Here is a 23,253-nt window from a genome sequence, read left to right as displayed (position 1 = left end):
AACCTAGCCTAATGTCGCCGCCATCACAGCTTTAATCGTATGCATACGATTCTCAGCTTGGTCAAATACTTTAGAGTGCTCACTTCTAAAGATTTCGTCTGTAACTTCCATTTCACTTAGTCCATATTTCTCATATATATCTTGACCATATTGAGTTTGTGTATCGTGGAATGCTGGTAAACAATGTAGGAAAATGGTATCGTCCTTACCAGTTAAATCGAACATAGCTTTGTTGACCTGATAGTCCTTCAACAAGTTAATACGTTCTTCAAATTCACTTTCTTCGCCCATTGAAACCCAGACATCTGTATATATAACATCTGCGCCTTTAACCGCTTCATCAATTTTGTCAGTAACGAAAACAGAACCACCATACTTAGAAGCTCGGTCTTTGGCAATGTCAACATATGCTTCTTTAGGGCTTAAAGCTTTAGGTGTACAGATTCTCACGTTAACACCAAGCATTGCGCCTGCCACCATTAATGAATGTGCCATATTATTACGTCCATCTCCAACGTATGTTAAATTAATACCTTCAAGATGTCCGAAATTTTCTTTAATCGTCATAAAGTCTGCCAACATTTGAGTTGGGTGCCATTCATCAGTTAATCCGTTCCAAACTGGTACACCAGAGAATTCAGCAAGTTGTTCTACTGTCTCTTGTGAGAATCCTCTAAACTCTATACCATCAAACATTCTACCTAGCACTTTCGCAGTATCTTCTACGGATTCTTTTTTACCTAATTGAATATCATTTTTACCTAAAAATTCAGGATGTGCACCTAAATCGATAGATGCGACTGTGAATGCAGCACGCGTACGAGTTGACGTTTTCTCGAATAGTAATGCGATGTTTTTACCTTCTAAATAATGATGCTTTGTGCCTTGTTGTTTATACGTTTTTAACGTCATGGCAAAATCGATTAAACCTTCAAATTCTTCCTTGGTAAAATCACTTTCCTTAAGTAGTGATCTACCTTTTAAATCGAATGGTTTCCGGATTTTCTCCATAAATATACGCTCCTTTCATTTAATGAGTCGCTATAAAATTGATCATCGTCTTCAATAGGTGCAATGATATGTTTATTTATGCGCTTTCGAAAACGTTTACAATTACAATATAACTATACTATAAATCTTCTCTAAATAGTGGTTGGCTCATACATCTTGGGCCCCCACGTCCGCGAACAAGCTCGCTTCCAGGTATTTCAATTACTTTGATGCCGTGTTTTCTTAACAATTCATTAGATACATAGTTACGATCATATGTGACTACAACTCCAGGACGGATACACAATGTGTTAGAACCGTCATTCCATTGTTCACGCGCGCCATCAATGACATCGCCATTACCTGTAGGGATTAATTCGATATTGTCGACACCAAGCACCTCTTCTAACGTTTGTTTAAGATGACTTGAGTGTGAAATTTTGATATCATTTTCAGATTCATCGTATTCAATAACGAAGATATTCATATTACCTTCTGCTTTAAGAATCGCTGAGTGCGTAGTGAACTTATCATAGTCAATCATAGTACATACTGTATCTAAATGCATGAATGTACGACTTGTTGGAATTTCTATCGCTACGACTTTTTTGAAAGTTGATAATGGATCTTGGAAAATACGTCGTGCCAAACGTTCGATGGCTTGAGCTGACGTACGTTCTGAAATTCCGATTGCAAGTACATCTTTAGAAAGTACGAGTTCGTCTCCCCCTTCTATATTGAAAGGACAGTCACGGTCTAACCATACAGGTACATCTGCATCTTTAAAGCGAGGATGATATTTTAAAATATATGAAATGAAGATGGATTCTCGACGTCTTGCTCTCCAAAACATACGATTCACTGTCATGCCTCGTCCTACTGATGCTTGTGGGTCACGTGTGAAGTATAAGTTTGGCATTGGGTCTAAGTAGAATGGATATTTGTCATCCATGTACTCAACTAAGTGTGTAGATTCTAATTTAATTTCTTCTTTTCGCACACCAGCCATGACTTTGTTAATTAATTCTTGGTTTGACAATGTAGAGAATAATTTTTTAATTTCTTTTTCATGACCAAGAATTGTTTTACGAGATTCTGCTAGAACATCATTGATAAATTGTTCTCTAATATTCGAATCTTCAATGCTCTCTGCAGCTAATTGCTCTAAGTAAAGTACTTCTACTCCTTCATCTTGTAATACTTTGGCGAACCGGTCATGCTCTTGTTGCGCCACCTTTAAATAAGGAATATCGTCAAACAATAGTCCATCTAAATAGTCAGGAACTAAATTTTCCAACTCTTTACCAGGACGTTTAAGCAAAACGGTTTTAAGTTTACCAATTTCACTGTTTACTTGAATGGGTCCATTTGCCATATTCATTTCCTCCTTTTCTATAACTACAGCTTGAGTGTATAGCGAATTTGCGATATTTTATGTGATTATATTCACAAGTTCGATGTGGAAAGTTTTGTACAATTTGGTTATTCAATACACTTATGTGTTTGAATATACATTTTTATACTGTTATTCCGTATGGAAAATGAATATTCAATTAATATGAAATAATGAATGTTTCGATAAAAAGTTTTTTATTCACTTAAATGAATAGTTAGTCATTATGTGAAGTCAATCTTTTTGTAAAACAAAAAACCTAGCAAACCTAATTAAAGCGTTTACCAGGTTTAAGATTTAAATTATTTAATTATGAAGTTTTATGAATAATTATGATTAAATATTTTGTAATACACGTACTCTGCCAGTGCCTTAGAATGTGTAAGTATCATAATTGTATCATTACCACTGATGGTACCGATGATTTCTTTAAGTTGTAATTGATCAATGTAATAATTGATGCTTTGTGCAAATCCTGGTGACGTCTTAATTAGTATATATGATTCTTTAATCACAGTGTTAATGATTTCTGTTTCGAGATAATCATCTAGTTTTATTTTGGCGTCAATTTGTGATTGATTATTAAGGATTTTGTATTCAAATTGTTTTGCATCGGCTGGGAGGCGGAAGATATTGAGTTCTCTAAGGTCTCTGGCGATGGTCGTCATGCTATAGCGTATGCCGAAGTGATCATCGATGTAATCGACGATATCTGCTTTTTTATAGATGTGATTTTGTTTAACAATCATGGTCACTAAATCTTGTCGTTTGCTTTTTTTCATTAATGATAAACTCCTCTTTACATCTAATTTAAATTGAGTTATATATTAAAAATTCTTTTTATTTAATAATAATTTATCATTCTATTGTTAAAAGATTATGAGAAAGTATGTAAAATTTTGTGACAAATTAGAAATAATGATCGAAAGAGATGATATTAAAAGCTTGATGTTGATTAAAATATAACCTAAATGAGTGAGTTTCATTTAGGGATTTGCTTAATTTGTTCTATTTTTCTTTATAAACTATGAACCATCTCGTTTACGTTTCTTATTATTAGTTCTAATTAAACTTATAAAAACAATAATCGTAAAAATAGTAGCTACTGTATTTGCATGTTTAATAGGTAACTCTACAATGTCGAATGTAATTAAAAAACATGCAACAGCAATAAGTATACATATAATAATTAGTAAAATATCTTTTATTGATAATTTAGAATGAAAATTTCTCAAAAGCTCACTCCTAATCAAATTGACTTTTTATTCATGCTTTTTGAGCGTAAAGACTGATTTTATAAATATTAGAACAATTATGATGAAAATGAGTGAATACATCACTATAAAAGGTAAAGAGAGGATACCAAATGTTTGTAGCGTACCTATCACGAGAGTAATCAAACCCAAAACTATCAGTAACACATTAATCATCTTTAATCCTTTAAAGTGTTTCTTCGGATCTTCCATTGAGTAACACCTCAAGCATCATTTCTGTTAATTTCTTTATAACATGTTCGTCTTAAGATAAAAAGTTGTGAAAGACACAATATATGAACGTGATTAGACCAACTTTCCAGGAGGGAAGGGTCACTACAGTCAGACAACCCGCAGTCTCCCCTTTAGAAATTAAAAAGCCCCCTGCTCTAATCAAGAGCAAGGAGCCAGTGAGGTCAACAATGTCTATATTGAGGCGAGTAGCATTGTAAGTGTTTAACATTAATTCTTGTTTATTAAGGCGTTTGATTTTCGTTCCGTTAATATGTCATATACTTCTTGTTCAAGTTAAAACATTTGAAATTCTAATTGATTATACACCAACGTCTTCCCATGCTTTTTCAATTTCATTAGCTGTTTCTTCGTCATATAAGTCTAATGCGGATTGATGTAAGGCATCTTGGAAGTCTGAGTTAGAAGATAAGTAATCTGTAAGCGCTCTGTAGTAAATTTGTTGAGCTTTATCTTTACCAATACTGCGGATAGTGTTGTAAGCTGCTTTATTTGGAATACCTGAGTTAGTGTGAACACCACCATTATCTGAACTTTTATTCACATAGTCGTCCATGTGAGATGGTTGACCGTATTCTTCTGGATCAGACATACTTCTTAATGCATCTCCATCACGGTCTGGTGTGTAAACATCTTCACCCATTAAGAAATCGTCATTATCTACAAAGTAACCGAAAACATCTGAGAAACTTTCATTTAATGCTCCTGATTGATCACGGTAAACTAGACCAGCAGTTTCTTGAGTCACTCCATGAGTGATTTCGTGAGCGACGATATCATTAGCACCTGAGAGTGGGATAAATGTACGTCCATCTCCATCACCATATATCATTTTATCGCCAATCCATGCGGCGTTATTTCTATTATCTGAACCTTGGAAATTGTTAACATGTGCTAATGAAACAATTGGGCTTCCTTTATCATCATATGATTCACGACCGAAAGTATCTTTATAATAATCGTATACTTCTTTAGCGTGATAATTGGCATCGACGCCAGCGCGTTGATTATCATCCGTGAAATTCTTGTCTCTGTCTTTTATTAAACTGTATTGACCGCTACCATCGCTATAATTATAAGCAGAAAGTTGTCCTTTATGTGTTAAATCCTGTAATGCAAAGCCACCATCGATACTGTTAATATTGATTTCTTTCGTATCTCCAAGAACACCTTTACCAGTACCAGTTGTAGCCGCTTCATGAATCATGTTCATTTTATCAACAACTTTTCCTGTTTGCGCATCTACTTTTACATTCCAATGCGCAATTTTAGGCGATGTAGTAATAAATTCGACGTTGTACACGTATTTATTCGTTTTGCCGTCGATTTCAACTTTGTTTTGTTTTACCACATCGTTTTTCATATTTTTCGCTTTGTCACGGTTGATGTTCGTTGCTTCAAAAGCTTTACTTAAGGCTTGTTCTTTGTTGATAGAGACTTTGTTTGTTGGTTTCACTTTTTTCGCATCAGTGTCACCATTAATTAATACGACTTTCCCTTTTGAGTTAGCATGAACTTTTACCTCTTTATCAGGGGCATAAGTATGACCAACTTTAGGTTGTAAGGTATAATGGGTAAAACCTTTGTTGTCTTTTTGGGTATCAGTAACAGCGTAATCTTTATAATGATTTTTGACATTTTGCGAATCTGGCAACGCTTTTAATGCTTTAGGTGCATCGGTTTGTTGCGTTACTTCCGCATTGATTTTCTGTGTCGCTGATCCCTTTTTCGCATTGGCATCCGTATTGACTAAGGGGCTTGCTACTGTAAGTGCTGCGATACTTGTAAGTGCAAATTTCGAAAAATTCTTCATCTCGTAACCTCCTTAAAAATTTTAAAAGCAACTTACAGCGTCATCGTAATTATATTTTTTTGAAAAGTAAATGAAATTTTCATTTATTTCACACAGTCTTCACTTATAAATTATTTGTATAAATAATTTGTTCATTATTCTCACCACTTATGTTAAAATTTTAACTTTGATGGATTAATATAAGTTATTTTTATTAATTAAGATGTAATAAAATTAATAATTAAATTATACTTGATATAGTTTAGCGTTAGACGATTGCGTTTAATCCATTGGGAATAAAGGTTTTTAAAAGCACAAAAAATCACCTAATCATTTATTAAGTGATTCTTTTATGCTAATTTTTTAAAATTTCTCCTTTAATTGGTTGCGTTGCATTTTCAAATTTAATTTTTAATGATTGTCCCTTTTCCAAATCTGGAGCATTGATAACTTGAAAATGTAAATGTGGTTCTGACGAATTTCCTGAATTCCCGCATTGTCCTACGACCTCTTGAGAATAAATAATATCTCCCTCACGTACAGTAATTGAATTTCTCTTTAGATGCGCTAAAACACTATATTCGTTGCGATCATGCTTAATCATAACGTAATTTCCGAAAGGCTCATTTTCATTGGTATTACCTGGTGTATTATCATTCACATGATTGACTACCCTGACAATTTCTCCATAAATCGGAGCGACTACATCCGCTCCAAAACTATAATAATTAGCGCAGAATTGTCCCCCATCAAACATCGTCTTTCCATTTACAAGTTTCACTAAATCATAAGCATAACGTTGCGTTTCATAATTATAGTGGTAATTAAACAATTCATTGTCTCCGCCCCAATATACCAGCCATTCATCTTTAATTGGCAAGTTATATGTAAGTTGAGTCCATTTATCTTTAAAATAATATAATGGTTTTAATATAAGACTATGAATCACGTCATTCTCTATAAGCACAAAAACCCCATAATTTTGATATTCATCTAACCAAATCTTTTCACCACTAGATGCATTACCAATATCTACATACAATTTATGCTTTTTAGCAAATTTCATATAAAGGTCTAATGTCTCTTTTAACATCCGCTTACTGACAGATTTTTTCATACTCTTAGAGAATAGTTTGTATATCTCATTATGCTTTTTATTCTCAATGAGATTGATAAGTCTATTCAAGTTCATGATAATCCCCTCCAGATGCCTCATATTCATTAAATATATTCCCTAAATTTTATAGTTATCACACTTTTTAGCCTCTTGAAAATAGAAAAAATAGACCCTCACTGTTGAGAGCCTATCATTAAAAAATTATTTTTTAATTACTTTTTTGACTGTGCTCGTTTTTTCAAAACCAATAACTATGCGATCGATTTTACCTTTAGTAGCATCAAACCAAATCGTTGCGCCATTTTTACCTGGTTTAGCATAATAAATACCAGTCATATTATTTTTTCCATTACTTACTTTTTTAAGGTTCTTACCATAAGTAGATTGAACATCTTTTAAAGATAATTTATTTTTTAAGGAAATATCTACAATTGAAGCAGTTTTATCTTTTTTAGAATATTCACGGAATAATTGGTCATATTTAGTCGTAGTTTTTGAAGATTTAGTAGGCGCTAATTTAATACCATTAAACGTCACTTTACCTTTATTAAGTGCTGTGCAGAATTGTTTGTCCAGTACAAATTTAGCATTGTAACCAGCATTACCGTTATAAGTATAATATGCAGTTTGTGTAGTTTGGTGAGTTTGAGTTGCAGCATGTGCTTGAGTTGGTGTCGAAGTTGCACCAATACCAAGTAATGTACCGAAGGCTAAAGTGGAAGCAATCATTTTCTTTGTCTTTGTATTCATGGGAATAACCTCTCTTTCTGAAAACGCCGGCATGTCGCACGGTCTTATAGATTATACCCCTTATTCAGATGGCGTACAATTAATTTATATATACAAAAGAGAGTACTTTTTTAGTTATTTAAAAATATTCGAGGAAAATTCATACCATAATAGTTTAATCGTATCGAATTTAGTTTGATAAGTGGTGGCTAAATTGTCCATGTTACCTTGATGTCTAATGTTTCTCGAGTGAATTGTCAGAGGTTTATTCACCCTTACAAAATCAAACAACTCACTTTTACTCATAAATATAAATTTAATATTATACCTAATTGATTTATACTCACACTTAAAATGAAAATCACCTCACTGATTTTAGCGAGGTGATTGTTAAATCTCTTCTATATTTAAAATAACATTAAACTTCTTCAACGAATGAAGTTAAGAAGTCTACATAATAATCCACGAAATCTAAGTAGTTTTGTTTATCTACACATTCGTCTACTTGGTGAGGACCAGTACCAGGCCCAAACATTAAGAATGGGAAGTTTTCATCTTTACCACGTAATAGATTAGAAGCATCTGTAACCGCAACTGTTGGAGTAATAATTAGACCTTCTTCTTTTGGGAAATGTTCTTTTGCTTTCTCATGGCCTAATTCTACTAAACGATTTTTACCAGTTGTTACAACAGGTGCTAAATCAAGATAAATTTCTTGAGATAAACTTGAACCATTATCATTAGCTTGCTTTAAATATTTATTAAATAATTCTTTAACTTTGTCATTATTATATTCTGGAATGGTACGTACGTTAAATTCTGCAGTAGCACTGTCAGGTACCGAGTTAACTTGTGAGCCCCCATTAAAGATACTATTTGTCATTACTAGTCCTTCAATTAAATCTTTGGCTTGTTCTTTAGTAACATTTTCAGGTAATTGATCTGCTAACTTATTTACCATATTACTGTAATCTAAAGACTCGCATTTAATAGATTTTGTTAATTCTGCATATTCTTTATCTATATTTTGGATAAATTCAAGAAGTGGTTTGATTGCATTTTCCCCTAAGAAAGGCATAGAACTGTGTGATGATCTGCCTTTAGATGTAATACGGAAGTCCATTGAACCTTTATGCGCGTATACTAAGCTAGGATAAGAAGGTTCAGCAATAAGCAACGCATCTAAATCTTCGGCATAGCCTTTCTCATATAACTGAGCAGAACCAGCTTGTTCCATTTCCTCACCGACTGTTGCCATAAATTTAATTGTGCCTTTGTTTAACTGATTACTTTCTTTAATTTCGATTAATGCAATCGCTAATGCCGCTAATCCTGATTTCATATCGGCAGCGCCACGACCATATAACTTGCCATTATCTTCAGTTAATTGGAACGGGTCATAAGTCCAATCGTCATGGTTTCCTTCAGCGACCACATCCATGTGACCTGAGATACCAATCACTGGTTTGCCTGAAACAATTGTAGCGATGAGGTTGGCACGTCCTTCTGATACTTCGTCTAATTCAGATTCAATACCATATTTGTCGAACCATGTTTGTAAATATTTCGCTACTTCCAATTCATTATCGTTTACCGTTTTAATTGCGACAATATCTGATAGAATTTTAATTCTTTCTTCATTTGATAATGCACTCATCAATGAATACCACCTTTCCAAGACTCTATACCCTTTCTTTTTTAAAATTAATTTCCCCGTAGTGCAAATACTTTATCACCACGTTATTAACTACCCTCTCAACTGATTTGAAATAGATAGAAAGTTAAGAAATGTACGAGTCTATGTTAACCTTAAAGCATATACTGGCAAGGAGTCATTCTATATGTTCAAACCTCAACCCAAATTAATTATAGCAATTTTCAGCCTATTATTATTGAAAATTTTCATAGTCATACCTATTTCGGAATTCTGCCATATTGAATGGCTATATTCTAATGGAATCGGTTGTAAAGTATTAGATTTACTAAGTTTAATTTTAATGGTCACTTGCATCGTGCGAGCTGTCAGAGGCCTTGAATAAAAAATGCCCGCCATTAAAATGACGGACACCTTAAAATATTACTATTTACTTGTTGTAAGTGGTACGTGACCAATAGACGCCTCGACAACATGGTTGTTATCTACAACAAACCATACTTCTAAACTTTTTTTAGTAGGCTTGTAATAGAATATGCCTCCATCTTTTTGCGTGCAATGTGATTTTTCTTTTAAATCTTTACCATACGCTTTTTTAATTTGAGCTAATGATAAATTTCCTTTGACTATAATTTGCATTTGATTAGCACTATGACCTGTTTTAGTTACACCTTTAAACGTTTGGTCATAAAGATTAACTTTCTTAGTCCCAGAGGTCTTTGCTAATTTAATCCCATTAAATTTCACATTATCAGCCTTCACAGCGTTGATAAATTGTTGATTCAATAAAAATGATGCATCGCGTCCAACATAACCGTTGTAAGTATAATAATGTGACGCTGCTGCGTGAGCTGATCCATTTACTGGTGAGTCTGTAGTAACGCTTGCTCCCATTAATGCTCCCAAAGTAATAGTAGAAGCTAATAATAATTTAGTTGCTTTCTTCATGATAAGTTATCTCTTTTCTATAGTTTATATTTTTATTTTAACTCAATAATTACATATTAACCTATAACTATTTTCTCATTAGATGATTTCCCAATTATCCTAATGTTCCAATAGTAATATGTGTGACTTTATTGTTTTTAGTTGTGAATGCAATACCATAATGTTTATTATTCGGGCTATAAGCATACATTTTAGTTCCATTGTTCGTACTAGGTAATTTTCTTAAACTTTTACCATAAGCCTGTTTTAACTGTTTCACAGATACATAACTTGAAACATTAAAGTCTACTTTACCTGCTCTCGTTTTCTTAGTATTTACACCGCTAAAACTTTGATCATACTTCTTAACCGTACCTTTATACTTATTCACACTTGTCTTTCCAGTTGTGTACGGAATTTTAATTCCATTCATTGTAAAATTGTCATACTTAAGAGAAGTAATAAATTGTTGATTTAAAACAAATGAGGCGTTATTTCCAGCATAACCTTGATATGTGTAATAAGGCGTAACTGCTGCGTGAGCTTCTTTGACTTGTGGCATTTCTGCTGAAACTCCAATTCCAAATACTGTTCCGGCTGCTAAGATTGACGACACGATTACTTTGGTAGTTCTGTTCATAAATGGATCTCTCCTCTTTTTTTAATTAGAATCACTTATTTATGTAGAACAAAGAAGGAATGTTACGATTCGATTACAATATTACAACATTATTACATAAAGTGCAAATTTTTATTTACACTTTTTATTTACACCTTAAAGTTTTTTGATATATTAAATAAATGAGTTTATGCTTTGAGTCAGTTTTTATCACAAAATAGTTCTACTTACGCCTAAAAAATGATTATAATAGAATACAGAAATATTTAATTTGAACGGAGGACAATCTTTTGAAAAAGATATTAGCAAGCATCGTGGTAATACTTCTTGTTATTGCGTTAAGCTTTTCAATATATGCAGCAGTTAACCATAAAAGCAACTCTTCCCACTCTGATAAAGATAGTCAAAAAACAGAAGAAAAACATAAAAAGAAAGACAAATCGAACGACAATAATCAACAGAATAATGAAAATAGCAATATGACTAATAGTCAAGAAAATGCACAATCAGAACCTGCAAATTCTGGAAATTATAACGGAAATCAATCAACAAACAGTTCTAATAACACTACGAAACAACCTAACAACAACCAATATCAGAACAATAATCATCAAAGCAATACAAATAACAATGCATCATCTAATCAAAGTGGCCAAGGTTCAGCACCAAGCAATCAAAATAATAACCATTCACAACAAAATACGACACGCCCATCAACATCTGAGAAACCAAACAACCAACAATCAAGCCCACAAAACTCAGAAAGTCAGAACAATAACCAACAAAATAATAACGCACAAAACAAACATAATTAATACATTTAGACCGAAAAGAAGCGACAAATTGAATTCGTCGCTTCTTTCTTATTGGGGAGGTTGACGGTATTAATTCGTGGGTTTAAAACTAATGCTATCTGTAAATTTCACAACGCTATTTTTATCCCTTAAAAACAAATACTCAATATCCTTATTCCCAGTAGAACTTCCGCTTAATTCACCTGTGCCATCAAGAGTTAATTTTGGAGCCTTATTGGTAGGAATGTTATATGTTTTTCTTAATTTCTTTACATTTACGTCTTTATTACTTAATTGATATTCAGCTGAATAGCTAGGTACTTCTGGGTTGTAAGAAATATTGCCATTTTTATATGAATCAATATCTTTAAAATTGCCGTATTGAGAGAAAAATTTAAAGTTTTTTATTTTATTTTCTAAATTTTTATCTTTAACTTTTTTCGTCAAATAGAATTTGTTATCTTTCATTTCAACAGGATATTTTGTTTCTTTTTCTCCATAATCATATTTATCTACATTGTTACTATATTTATTTACAAAATAATATCCTTTTGCTTCTCTCTTGTTTCTATTTAATTCTAATACCATACCTTCACCAATCAGATCACCGCCATTTTCTTGAATAGCCATTTCAGAATCTAAAATCCATTTTCCTTTATCATCTTTATCAAAGTTTTCATCTCTAAATCCTTCTTTGTCGTATAAATCTTCTAGATTTTTAATTGGATACATATTTAATGTCTTTGAGAAACTATCTTTAATCTCTTTTTCTTTATTTAGCTTTAAACCATACCATCCACCAACGACGATAACTACAATTGTTAAAGGTACAGCTATGACTAATATCCACATTTTTGATATATTCATCGATTCACATCTTTCTATTAAAATTAATAGCTTACAACTTCATTTTAATGTAAAAGACTATACTTTTCATTTAAAAATTAATAAATTCCAAAAATATGTCATAACAATTTATTTAACATAAAATATACATTCTTCATTCAGTTACTTCATTTATATAATTAAATGACTAAGTTAAAATAATAGAAAAAACGAGATAAATTATGTTAGCTAACAAAATATAAAAAGGAGAATTTTTAGTGGAACTTAACGAAGAAAATTTTAATTTACTTATTCATTCCGTTAGTGAATTGGCTGAAGTATTAGGAGAAAATCAATTCGAAACTAAATCAATAAGTCTATTATTCTTACAAATGAATTTTGGGGAAAACGCTTTCGAAAAGATTCTAACCGCATTCTCAAGATATGTTTCTAATAAAACGTCAGAGGAAATCCAATATAAAGATTTAAAAAGCATTATAGATAAACATATACCTAAAGATAAATCAATAACACCTATAGTTAAGTATCAAATAATTAGTGGCTTCGCTAATAATTACTTACCAGAACTTATACCGTTAGTTGAAGAAATGAAAAGTGATATCGGGTTTATGATTAATGAAAAATTAGATAATTGATTCATATCTATATGCTATTAAATTTACTCATAAAAAAACGTTTATGCAGTCATGAAAGTGCATAAACGTTTTTCTCATATAATTTTTTAATGGAATCTCATTCCACCGTCAACAATGATAGTTTGGCCTGTAATATAATCTGAATCACTGCTAGCTAAGAAACTTACTACGTTAGCCACGTCTTCTGGTTTTGATAATCGTTTTAAAGTGATTTGATCAGTAAACTGTTTCCATCCCCATTCTTCAGGTTTGTTGTTCTCTTTCGCTAATTTAATTGCGATACCTTCCATCATAGGAGTTTCAACGATGCCAGGAGCGTATGCGTTAACGATAATACCCTTTTCAGCTAAATCTCGAGCAGCTACTTGAGTTAAACCTCTCACAGCAAATTTAGTACTACTATATAAAGACAATCCCGCATTACCTTCTACACCTGCTTGAGAAGAAGTTGCATTGATTATTTTACCGCCATGGCCTAGCTTATCAAATTGCTCTAATGCAGCTTGAATGCCCCAGAATACGCCACCAATATTTACGCCAATCACTTGGTCAAATTGTTCAGGCGTAACTGTTTCAATTGGTGTCATAGGTCCTAATCCTGCATTATTCACTAGTACATTTAACTCTCCAAAATGCTCAACAACTTTTCTTAATACTGAAAAGACTTCATCACGATTTGAAACATCAGCTTTAAAGGCAATGACCTCTTGTTCTTTTGATGTAAGCTTTTCAGCAGCCTGTTTAGCGCCTTCTTCATTATAATCAACTATTGCTAGATGATAGCCATCTTTAAATAAACGTTCAGCTATTTTTAAACCAATACCTTGAGCCGCTCCAGTAACAACTGCTACTTTTTTAGAATTACTCATTCATATCACTCCAGTCGATAATATATTCAATTATTATCTTATCACCAGAGCATAATAATACTATGTATAGTTTGTGAATTATTAATCAAACTGTATATCTTAATATCTAACCTCATATAAAAAGACAGCAACTCTTAATAAAAGCTACTGTCCATTTAATAATGAATGAGTCATTGTTCATCAGGCTCAGTCGGTTTAAAATTAATACTATCAGAAAAATAAACGTTTTCTTCTTTATTTCCTATAAAGTTAAATTCAAAATCTTTAGTACCTACAGATGATCCTTTTAATTCTCCATCACCTTTTAATTTTAATTCAGGAGCTTTTTTGGTTGGTATATCATATCTCTTTCTTTATTGTTGTACATTATAATCATTGTTACTCAATTGATACCTTGCGGAATAACTTGGTACATTAGGATTGTAGGAAATATCACCATTTTTATAATCTTTAAAATCTTTAAAGTTGCCATATTGTACAAAAAACTTAAAATTTTCAATTTCTTTTTTTAACTTATCATTTGATATTGGCTTTGTTGGAATAATTTTATTATTTTCCATTTTGACAGGATATTTTTTTCTTTATTATGCGTATATCCATATTTGTCCTCTGTTATCTCGCTTATTAAGAAATAACCTTTTGTAGTTCTGGTATTGCGATTTATGTATAGAACCATCTCTCTTGATTTCAAGCTTTCTCCTTTTAATTGAATATTCATTCCAGAGTTAATAATCCAAGTGCCTTTATCCCCTTTATCAAATTCTTGATCTCGAAAGCCTTCTTTATCGTAAAAGTCTTCTAGATTCTTGGTCGGATATAAACTTAATGTCTTATTGAATGCCTCTTTAATTTGAGCGTTTCGACAAATTTCTTTTTTCATTATTACGCATCCACCAATAAATATAACTAGTATTAAAAAACCTACACCTAGCTTTACTTTTTTGGAATGCTTCATCACTTCACGTCCTTTTTCTAAAAACACGGCAAACTTTTTATCTCATTCATAGAAAAGTATACACTTATAAGTTATCATAATTTAATAATAATTTTAAAAAGGTGGTTATTTATGAAAAAAGTGTTTTATATCATCGTAATCATCATTGTCATAACGATTATTTATACTATAGTAAACTTTTTATTCTTTGATAAATGGGCTTTTTATTCATGCGAGAAACAGTTAAATAGTTATATTAAAAATGATGATACTAAGAAACTAAGTCAAATATCAAAAGATAATAAAACTTATCAATTTTTAAGAAAACAAGATAAAATTTCAATTGAGGGAAAAGCTAATAATCAAGGTAGTGGACATGTAGGATACTACCCTATTGATATTAATGGAAAATCAGCTACATTAACTATTCAAATTAAACATGGATTCCTCCCAGAAAAACCAAACATAAAATCAATAGAACTGGATAAATAGGGACAAAAATTAAGTTAACAAATTTTAATCCTATCTAGTATAGGAAACACACCTTTGTTCTTCAGTAATGGATTTAGACACAATGTCTTCATCTTGAAGTTCTTTCAACGAATTAGAGTTAGTTGAGCTGTCAGCTTGCGCATTTACACTTCCTGTAGTTAGAACTGTGCCACATATTGTGGTACATAATAAACTAGTTATTAAATTTTTCATTGCTTTCCTCCTATGATTTTACTGTGTTTCATCAAAAACATATCATAAAATTGTATTATTTTATTAAATTCCACAAAACATTAATAAAACAATAATATTTATTTAAGGAGGTTAATATGAAAAAGACATATAAAATATTAGGAATTATTGTTATCATTTTAATTATTATTTCAGTATTAATCCTTCTTACAGTGTCCCATTACACTAATTATAAAAAAAAGGAAGAAGCTAAAACCAAAACAAAAGTTCACCGTGTGCTTAAGCAAAAAGGATGGGTAAATAAAATTAAAACAGAAGAACCCATTTTCACGTTTAATACTGGAGATAACTATTTAGAAGTCACTTATAAAGACGAGCCATATAATACATATCAATATTATTATGATCTTGATGATGATGGTAAAGTAACTGGAGACGCTGTTTTAAAAGAGAAATATCAAAGATACGATCTTAATAAAAACAAATATAAAGAATATAGAAAGCGACATCACTTTGAGGAAAAATATGATTTAAAATAAGAAAGAATTGAAGACTGTGTCGGTAGCTTAAGAGAGTTTGGGAATTATGTCCCAAACTCTCTATTTTGAGTTAATATCATAGGTTTTTATCAGAATTATACAAACATCTTTTGGAGTAGTCCTTGTTTTCGTTGTTGTAATGTTTCAACTTTCAAGGTCTGTTTTTCAATTAGATAATCTAATTTCTCTAAAAAATTTCCTATTTTCACTTGTTCTTTAATTGATGGCACATTGATTATAAAATTTGAAAGTACTGTTTTAGTAATTGTTTTAATAGTACCTCCAGGGGCCTTTTCTTTTTCCTTTAAAAATAGTAAATAGAGAGCATATTTAAAATAGTTCTTATTGATATCTATTTTAAAAGAGTTAATTAGTAACAACGTCCTATCAATATATGCGTCATATTGTAAAATAGCTACACGCCCTATACTTCCTTGTAAAGTGACTACAATATCACCTTTATATCCTTTAACACTCTTCGGTTTAGCTAAGTCACTAATTCTTTGTTTCGTTTGTTCATGTAATTGCATATTTTTATCTACATCAACGACTTGAACAAATGGTTCGCCATTTAATTCATCATACCACTCTTTATTTCCATAAGGTTGTGGGAATGAACCTCTTCTATAATTAGCTATCTTATCTAATTTCTTCATTTCCCAATTGGAATAATCACATCCATTATCATCTTTAAATCTTAACTCTTGTGAGAAAATCTTTTGCATATAACCTTTTTTCTGTTGTTCGAAGAGTGCAAGTTTCTCTTCTTCTAACTTAATCTGGCGGTCGAGTTTGCTAAAGAAATTACTTATTTTATATTGCTCTTCACTTGAGGGCAAACTCATTAAATATTTAGATAGATTCTTTTTTGATATGCCCAGTACAGAAATGCCTGTACCCTGTTTACGAATAAACTTTAAATAATTATTAGTCTTAGTGTTATACAGTAAAAATTTAGAATCAATAAAATTTTTAGGTCGAAATAGATGAGTATGTAATCCAGCAATAATTTTCGAATCGTTGAAATCCGCTAAAATTGTTTTTCCCAAATCTTTATAGTCTTCAGATGCATCTGCAAATATTAAATCTCCTTTTTCAATCTCTTCAAAATCTTTAATTTCAGTAATAGTAGGAATTATATTAGCAAACTTGAGTATTGAAGGAAATCTAGAATGTATATCTCCATAGTGAATATATCTATAATCACCATTCCCTTCAAATGATCTTGATAAAGAATAACTTTTTTTGAAATCACCTAATTGATCGAGATAAGATTGTGTCCACTCATCTTTAAACCCTGGAAATCTCAATTCTGGAGTTGTTTGTTGTTCAGTCATTGTTCAACACTCCTAGTTCTTTGAGGTATTCGTTGATTTCTGATTCTACGTTGGCGATGTCTTTATCAATGTCTTTAAGTTGTTGTTGCACTTGGTCTAAGTCGATCGGTTCTTCTTCTTCGAATGTATCGACGTATCTTGGAATGTTAAGGTTGTAGTCGTTTTCTTTAATTTCATCTAAAGTTGCGACATAGCTGTATTTATCTATCGTTACTCTTTGACTGTATGTTTTGACGATTTTATCTACATCTTCATCTGTGAGATGGTTTTGGTTTTTACCTTTTTCAAAGGATTGTGATGCATCGATAAATACGACATCATCGTCTTGTTGCCGACATTTCTTAAAGACTAGGACACAGGTTGGAATACTTGTGCCAAAGAATAAGTTCGCAGGTAAGCCTATCACGGCATCTAAATAGTTCTTCTCTTCGATTAAATATTTACGAATCGTGCCTTCGGCTGCGCCACGGAATAAGACGCCATGTGGAAGTACAACAGCCATCGTGCCTTCATCGTCTAAGTGATAAATCATATGTTGAATAAAGGCAAAGTCTGCTTTCGATTTCGGTGCGAGTTTCCCGTAATCACTGAAACGTTCATCGTCTAAAAATGAAGGCTCTGCACTCCAATTGGCACTGTATGGAGGATTCGCTACAACAGCATCAAATTGTTCACCTTTATGCGCTGGATCTTCTAATGTGTCACCATTTTCAATTTGGAAGGCTTTGAAGTTCACATCGTGAAGCAACATATTCATGCGAGCTAGGTTATAGGTTGTACTATTATATTCTTGACCATAGTAATTACGCACTTTAGCTTCTCGACCCACACGTAAGAGTAATGAGCCTGAACCACATGTGGGGTCATACACACTTCTTAAGTCTTCTTTGCCATCTGTAACAATCTTTGCGAGTATCGTCGATACTTGTTGAGGTGTATAGAATTCGCCCGCCTTTTTACCTGCACTGGCCGCAAATTGACCAATTAAGTATTCATATGCATCGCCTAACATATCGATTTCTAAATCACTGTGTACGAAAGGTAATGTTGAAATATTCATCATAACTTTCGCAATTAACTTCGTACGGGCCGCGTTTGTGTTCCCTAGACGACTTGAGTTTAAATCCATATCATCGAATAAGTGGATAAAGTCGTCTTCACTTTCATGACCACGTGTCGAATTTTCAACATTTTTGATGGCGTTACTTAGGTCTTCAATTTCGAACGTTTGATTTTCAATTTTGGCTTTTAGATTACTGAATAAATTTTCTGGTTCGATGACAAATCCAATACGTTGAATGAGCTCTTTCTCAACGATAGGACGGTAGTCGTCGTTATTCATCGCTTCTTGATAAGAAATATTATCTTCTGATAAAAGTTTTCCAGATGTCACTTCAACCTTTTCACTTAAGAAACGGTAAAAGATAAGTCCAAGTATGTAATTCTTAAATTCATTGGCGTCCATATTCCCGCGTAAATCGTTCGCAATGGACCATAATTTCTTTTGTAGTTCTGCTTGTTGTTGACGTTGCTTCTCTGATGTAGTCAATGCACATTCCCTCCATTTAGTACTGAATCATTAATATATAGCTACCCACTTATTTTGTCTTTTATTTATAATTTTATAGCACAAAATAAAATAAGTTAAGTGGGGACACCCACCTAACTTACAGTATTTATAGAATATTTTATAAAAGTAGTTTAAACTATAATATCTAAAGTATCTTTATAGTAGTTAATTTACGGCTCCATACTTTTCAACGGTTTCTTGAACGAATGATTTAACATTATCAATCTTCTTAGTACGTACAAGCAATCCACCAGACACGCCTTCTTCAACTAAATTATTATCCAGCTGCCCACTATATTCATACTCATTGACAAGTTTCTTCAATAAATCAATTGGATATGTTTGGTCTTTCGCGAAATCTTGTAATTCGCCCTCTTTAACTTCCTCTTCAAATTCATAATACGCATCGTCAATTGCTGTACCTTCTTCAAGATGTGGAATCACACTATCCAAGAATTCACGAATTAAGTCTGCCTTCAGTCTTAATTTATCATCATCTGCTTGTTCGAGTAATTTACGAATTTGATGACGTGCTTTCTCAGTTTGTTCTTTATCTGTTAAATCAATTTGGTTCAATAAATCCAAAATATATTGAACATTAATCAAATCGTTTCTTAATATCTCGACTTCGAAATCAATATCATCTAGTACTGAGACTTTCTCTATTTCTCTTTTATCTTTCTTACGAACTTCATCATATAAATTGAGATATTTGCCTTTGAAATCTTCAAATGTTTGTTCAGCGATACCTATCTTATCTTTATCAAATTTAAATTCATCAAATGATGCACTTAGTACTGTATCAATATCATCTGTTTGAGAGAATAACTCAATTGCTTTATCCGTATTTTCTTTCAAATTACGGTAACATACGATATTACCATAAGGTTTCGTATCTTCTTCCACACGATTCGTACGTGAATATGCTTGAATCAACGTATGATACTGTAGATTTCTATCGACGTATAAGGTATTTAACTTTTTACTATCGAAACCTGTTAAGAACATATCAACGACGATTAAGATATCTAATCGTTCACTTGGTATGCCATTCTTTACATGTTGAGACACATCGTTAAAGAATCCATCAAATGTGTCTGTAGAATAGTTCTTATTAAACATCTCGTTATAATCTTTGATGACTGTTTCTAACTCTTCACGTGAATGTTTGAGATTTTCATTTTTATGAATATCTTCATTAGGGTTATAAGTAAAGATGGTAGAGACATTAAGATCGTGGAGACCCGCTTCTCTCATCTCTTTAAAGACTTTATAATATTTGATCGCCATTGGTATGCTTTGAACAGTAAAGATAGACGTGTATTTCTGATTACGCGTCTTCTTATGATGGTTCGTCACAAGATGTTGGGCTACTTTCTTAAGACGGTCGTCAGCCATCCAGATCTCATTCTCGTCTATCTTAGTCACATATTCTTCATCAATATTGTCCTTTAATGTGTCGAACGTATTGAGATATTCGACAGAGAACCCGAGTACTTTGACATCACGTATCGCATCTTTAATTAGGTAAGTATGGAGACATTTACCAAAGATATCTGCCGTCGCACGTCCGTCTTGACTCGCATTCTCTTCGAAACGTGGTGTACCCGTGAAACCGAAGTATTGCGCATTCTTGAAGTTTTGTTTAATGACACGATGCATTTCACCGAATTGTGTACGATGACATTCATCTATAATGAAGACTACTTTATCTTCTTTATATCGTTGAATGGCTTTATGTCCTGTTTTGATCGCATTCGCCATCTTTTGTATTGTCGTAACGATAAGATTCTGAGTAGGGTCTTCTAATTGTTGTAGTAATTTACGCGTATTGTCGGTAAGGTCGACGGAGTCATTTTCAAATTTATTGAATTCGGCGAGCGTTTGACTATCAAGGTCCTTACGGTCGACGAGGAAGATGACTTTGTTAATATTAGGCTGTGTAGAGAGAATTTGACTGGTCTTGAATGACGTCAACGTCTTACCGCTTCCCGTAGTATGCCAAATATAGCCATTGTTATTCGTTTCGGTCGCACGTTTGATAAGCGCTTCAACCGCGTACACTTGATACGGTCTCAATGCCATAAGAATCTTGTCTGTTTCATTGATAATCATGTAACGACTAATCATCTTTGCTACTTTGCATGGACTGAGGAAGTCTTGGATGAAGTCCTTGAGCACATTGATACGTTGATTGTTCTTATCGCTCCAATAGAACATAAAGCTCTTGAAAATCTTTTGGTCACTATTCGCGTAGTAGCGTGTTTCCATCTTATTACTAATAACGAAGAGCTGAATGAATCTAAACAGACCTCTGTAATTCTGCTTACGGTAACGTTCGATTTGGTTGAATGCTTGAGAGATTGCGATACCGCTTCGCTTCAATTCGATTTGAACGAGTGGCAGACCGTTGATAAGAATGGTTACGTCGTAGCGACTCTTATATTGATCTTCAACAGTGACTTGGCTCGTCACCTGGAATTTATTCTTACACCACTTGTGCGTATCCATGAAGCTAAGATAGACTTTCGTTTCATCATCGCGTTCAAGGACATACTTATCCCTTAATATCATTGCACTTTCAAAGACACTTTTATCGCTAATGTCTATCATAATTCTGCGAAATTCAGCATCTGTTAATGGTTCGCCATTAAGTTTGTCTTTGTTACGTTCGTTAAGTATTGCGCGGAAATTATCTACGAGTTGTGCGTGATCTCGCAGTTGAACTCTTTCATATCCTTGGCTTACTAATTGTTGAATTACATCTTCTTCTAAGGCATATTCGCTTTGATACCCCATACCATCACCCAATAAAAATAATTTAATTAAAATATATCATATTTATTGACGTCAATATATAGTGGAAAATAAAAAATGCACATGTGAAAGTTATTAATACAATAGCTTTTACATGTGCATATTAATTTGAATTAATGATTGATAGGAGTGGTAGTTGAATCATCTGTTCTAACAATATTTTTATATTTAAGACATTAAAAAAGAAGGGGTCTCCCCCTTCCTTTTATCTTGTAATTCTCTATTGTTCGTATTTGTAGTATAGATTTTGTTGGTCGTTAAAGTGTGATTCGTTGTCTTTATAACAACAATCTATTGTATGTCGTTTCCATTTTATAGTTAAGTAACTTGCGAGTAGTTCAAAAAATCTCGTCTTTACTATTAACTAGATTATGCTGCTTTTTTATAATTGTTGTTACCATCATGAGATTTTTCAAGGTTTGTATTTTTTTCATTTATTTGTATGCTTGGTATATTTTGTTTTAAGAAGTTTTGAACATCTTCATTAATGAATACTGCACTATTATGTTTGTGTTCTACACCACCATAATGTATACCAATCACTTCGTTGTTTTCATTAAATACTGGAGAACCTGAATTTCCTCCATAAGTACTTAAATCATATGTCATTTGGTTACCGTTAATTGATAAGATTTTACCTTTACTTTCCCACATTGTTGCTAAAGGTTTATCTCCTGGATATCCAGTCACTGTGATATCTTGGTCAGTTTGAGTATTTGAGTTACTACTTATTTTAGCTGGAGTTACAACGTCTCCAATTTTTTTATTATCTTCATTTGGTTGTACTTTTAAAATTGATAAATCGCCATTTCCTGGGTATTTTTTAATTTCTTGTCCTTTGAATTCACCATTAGGCATCTCACTTTCACTTTTAGAAGATGGGGCAACACCGAGATTATCTGGGTTATTATGTGCGGCATCAACAATATGTTTATTTGTTAAAATTTCGTTTTCACCAACGACAATACCAGAACCTGAGGCAACAAGGTCACCACTGTCATTATAAATTTTCACAAATGAAACTGGGGCATAATGTCCTTCTTGCGTATTAGAGATTTGATGTCGATTGTTGTTCGGGAGGATAACGCTTGGAAATTTTCGGGATCCGAGAGGCTTAACTTTCTTATTGGCTTTACCATTATCGTTTGTAACCTTTTTGTGACTTGCTTGATGCATTGAATCAGCTTGTGGAGTACTTTTTTCGCTTGCCTGAGAGATATTTAATAAGACCGTGGTTGCTAAAATTGCAATTGTTATAAAACCTATAGATAAAAAAAATTTTCTCATTTTAAAACCTCCAACAGTTTTTTATCACGTGATAAATTTTTAATATATTTATAGGTTACAATTTATTTATAACTCAACAATGTGCATTTTTGTGTAATATTGCCTAAACGTTGAAAAAATTGCCTAACTGTTGAAAAACCTATATTATATTTATATGAATTTTTGGTTTATTGTTAATATAACAGTAGTTAAAATGATGGATAAATATTTATTCA

The 23,253-nt window shown here is 32.5% G+C and carries 21 protein-coding genes and 1 pseudogene; 4 read left to right on the top strand and 18 right to left on the bottom strand.

Going from position 1 to position 23,253, the window contains the following annotated elements; translation table 11 throughout:
• Nucleotides 1-3: 3 nt before the first annotated feature.
• The 10 genes from argF to isaB (CD155_RS10910) form a co-directional block, all read right to left on the bottom strand.
• Nucleotides 4-1,011, bottom strand: a complete 1,008-nt coding sequence (gene argF, locus CD155_RS10965) for an ornithine carbamoyltransferase (protein WP_103213352.1) — start codon at nt 1,009-1,011, stop codon at nt 4-6.
• A gap of 118 nt (nt 1,012-1,129) precedes the next feature.
• A complete protein-coding gene (gene arcA, locus CD155_RS10960; protein ID WP_070871625.1) occupies nt 1,130-2,365 on the bottom strand; it encodes an arginine deiminase in 1,236 nt (411 codons plus the stop codon).
• Between the two features lie 338 nt (nt 2,366-2,703).
• On the bottom strand, nt 2,704-3,165 hold the full coding sequence (locus CD155_RS10955) for an arginine repressor (protein ID WP_002444616.1): 462 nt from the start codon (nt 3,163-3,165) through the stop codon (nt 2,704-2,706).
• A 243-nt stretch (nt 3,166-3,408) separates the two neighbouring features.
• Complete coding sequence (locus tag CD155_RS10950) at nt 3,409-3,618, bottom strand: hypothetical protein (protein ID WP_103213351.1); 210 nt, start codon at nt 3,616-3,618, stop codon at nt 3,409-3,411.
• Nucleotides 3,619-4,189: 571 nt separating this feature from the next.
• On the bottom strand, nt 4,190-5,701 hold the full coding sequence (locus CD155_RS10940; RefSeq protein WP_103213349.1) for a M4 family metallopeptidase: 1,512 nt from the start codon (nt 5,699-5,701) through the stop codon (nt 4,190-4,192).
• A 334-nt stretch (nt 5,702-6,035) separates the two neighbouring features.
• Nucleotides 6,036-6,872 carry a M23 family metallopeptidase gene (locus tag CD155_RS10935; protein ID WP_103213348.1) on the bottom strand — a complete coding sequence of 279 codons (837 nt, stop codon included), beginning with the start codon at nt 6,870-6,872 and terminating at the stop codon, nt 6,036-6,038.
• 126 nt (nt 6,873-6,998) lie between these two features.
• Nucleotides 6,999-7,547 (bottom strand): immunodominant staphylococcal antigen IsaB family protein, encoded by a 549-nt coding sequence (isaB, locus tag CD155_RS10930; protein WP_103213347.1) that lies wholly within the window; start codon nt 7,545-7,547, stop codon nt 6,999-7,001.
• A gap of 397 nt (nt 7,548-7,944) precedes the next feature.
• Entirely contained in the window at nt 7,945-9,183 is a 1,239-nt protein-coding gene (locus CD155_RS10925) for an ArgE/DapE family deacylase (protein WP_103213346.1), read from the bottom strand.
• 423 nt (nt 9,184-9,606) lie between these two features.
• Complete coding sequence (gene isaB / locus CD155_RS10915) at nt 9,607-10,128, bottom strand: immunodominant staphylococcal antigen IsaB family protein (protein WP_103213344.1); 522 nt, start codon at nt 10,126-10,128, stop codon at nt 9,607-9,609.
• A gap of 94 nt (nt 10,129-10,222) precedes the next feature.
• Nucleotides 10,223-10,747: an immunodominant staphylococcal antigen IsaB family protein gene (gene isaB / locus CD155_RS10910; RefSeq protein ID WP_070871617.1), complete on the bottom strand. Its 525-nt coding sequence runs from the start codon at nt 10,745-10,747 to the stop codon at nt 10,223-10,225.
• Between the two features lie 269 nt (nt 10,748-11,016).
• On the opposite strand from isaB (CD155_RS10910), the gene CD155_RS10905 reads away from it, so the two are divergent.
• A complete protein-coding gene (locus CD155_RS10905) occupies nt 11,017-11,541 on the top strand; it encodes a hypothetical protein (RefSeq protein ID WP_103213343.1) in 525 nt (174 codons plus the stop codon).
• A gap of 69 nt (nt 11,542-11,610) precedes the next feature.
• On the opposite strand, the gene CD155_RS10900 is transcribed toward CD155_RS10905, so the two are convergent.
• Nucleotides 11,611-12,387 (bottom strand): tandem-type lipoprotein, encoded by a 777-nt coding sequence (locus CD155_RS10900; RefSeq protein ID WP_103213342.1) that lies wholly within the window; start codon nt 12,385-12,387, stop codon nt 11,611-11,613.
• 236 nt (nt 12,388-12,623) lie between these two features.
• Here CD155_RS10900 and CD155_RS10895 point away from each other — a divergent pair, with 236 nt between their 5' ends.
• Complete coding sequence (locus tag CD155_RS10895) at nt 12,624-13,001, top strand: hypothetical protein (RefSeq protein WP_103213341.1); 378 nt, start codon at nt 12,624-12,626, stop codon at nt 12,999-13,001.
• An 86-nt stretch (nt 13,002-13,087) separates the two neighbouring features.
• Here CD155_RS10895 and CD155_RS10890 read toward each other — a convergent pair whose 3' ends face one another.
• Together CD155_RS10890 and CD155_RS10885 are read right to left on the bottom strand one after the other, a co-directional pair.
• The gene (locus CD155_RS10890) at nt 13,088-13,870 is read right to left on the bottom strand and encodes a (S)-acetoin forming diacetyl reductase (protein WP_103213340.1); all 783 of its coding nucleotides are present in this window, start codon (nt 13,868-13,870) and stop codon (nt 13,088-13,090) included.
• A 170-nt stretch (nt 13,871-14,040) separates the two neighbouring features.
• Nucleotides 14,041-14,825: pseudogene (locus CD155_RS10885) on the bottom strand (tandem-type lipoprotein).
• Between the two features lie 111 nt (nt 14,826-14,936).
• Between CD155_RS10885 and CD155_RS10880 the strand changes: the two are divergent.
• Nucleotides 14,937-15,296, top strand: coding sequence for a hypothetical protein (locus tag CD155_RS10880; RefSeq protein ID WP_103213339.1), 360 nt, complete (start codon nt 14,937-14,939; stop codon nt 15,294-15,296).
• A 30-nt stretch (nt 15,297-15,326) separates the two neighbouring features.
• Here CD155_RS10880 and CD155_RS10875 read toward each other — a convergent pair whose 3' ends face one another.
• Complete coding sequence (locus CD155_RS10875) at nt 15,327-15,509, bottom strand: hypothetical protein (RefSeq protein WP_103213338.1); 183 nt, start codon at nt 15,507-15,509, stop codon at nt 15,327-15,329.
• Between the two features lie 116 nt (nt 15,510-15,625).
• Between CD155_RS10875 and CD155_RS10870 the strand changes: the two genes are divergently transcribed.
• Nucleotides 15,626-16,027 carry a DUF3139 domain-containing protein gene (locus CD155_RS10870; RefSeq protein WP_103213337.1) on the top strand — a complete coding sequence of 134 codons (402 nt, stop codon included), beginning with the start codon at nt 15,626-15,628 and terminating at the stop codon, nt 16,025-16,027.
• Between the two features lie 95 nt (nt 16,028-16,122).
• Here the strand turns inward: CD155_RS10870 and CD155_RS13040 are convergent, their stop codons facing one another.
• The 4 genes from CD155_RS13040 to CD155_RS10850 form a co-directional block, all read right to left on the bottom strand.
• Nucleotides 16,123-17,364: a restriction endonuclease subunit S gene (locus CD155_RS13040; RefSeq protein ID WP_115177448.1), complete on the bottom strand. Its 1,242-nt coding sequence runs from the start codon at nt 17,362-17,364 to the stop codon at nt 16,123-16,125.
• Nucleotides 17,357-18,913 carry a type I restriction-modification system subunit M gene (locus CD155_RS10860; protein WP_103213335.1) on the bottom strand — a complete coding sequence of 519 codons (1,557 nt, stop codon included), beginning with the start codon at nt 18,911-18,913 and terminating at the stop codon, nt 17,357-17,359. Before CD155_RS10860 ends, CD155_RS13040 begins: the two co-directional genes overlap by 8 nt.
• Nucleotides 18,914-19,099: 186 nt before the next feature.
• Complete coding sequence (locus tag CD155_RS10855; protein WP_103213334.1) at nt 19,100-21,733, bottom strand: type I restriction endonuclease subunit R; 2,634 nt, start codon at nt 21,731-21,733, stop codon at nt 19,100-19,102.
• A 387-nt stretch (nt 21,734-22,120) separates the two neighbouring features.
• Complete coding sequence (locus CD155_RS10850; protein WP_103213333.1) at nt 22,121-23,038, bottom strand: trypsin-like serine peptidase; 918 nt, start codon at nt 23,036-23,038, stop codon at nt 22,121-22,123.
• Nucleotides 23,039-23,253 lie beyond the last annotated feature (215 nt).

The sequence above is a fragment of the Staphylococcus caprae genome (assembly GCF_002902725.1).
Taxonomy (GTDB): Bacteria; Bacillota; Bacilli; order Staphylococcales; family Staphylococcaceae; genus Staphylococcus; species Staphylococcus caprae.
The sequence above is the reverse complement of the archived record's forward strand: the minus strand, read 5'-3'. Positions and strand labels throughout refer to the sequence as shown.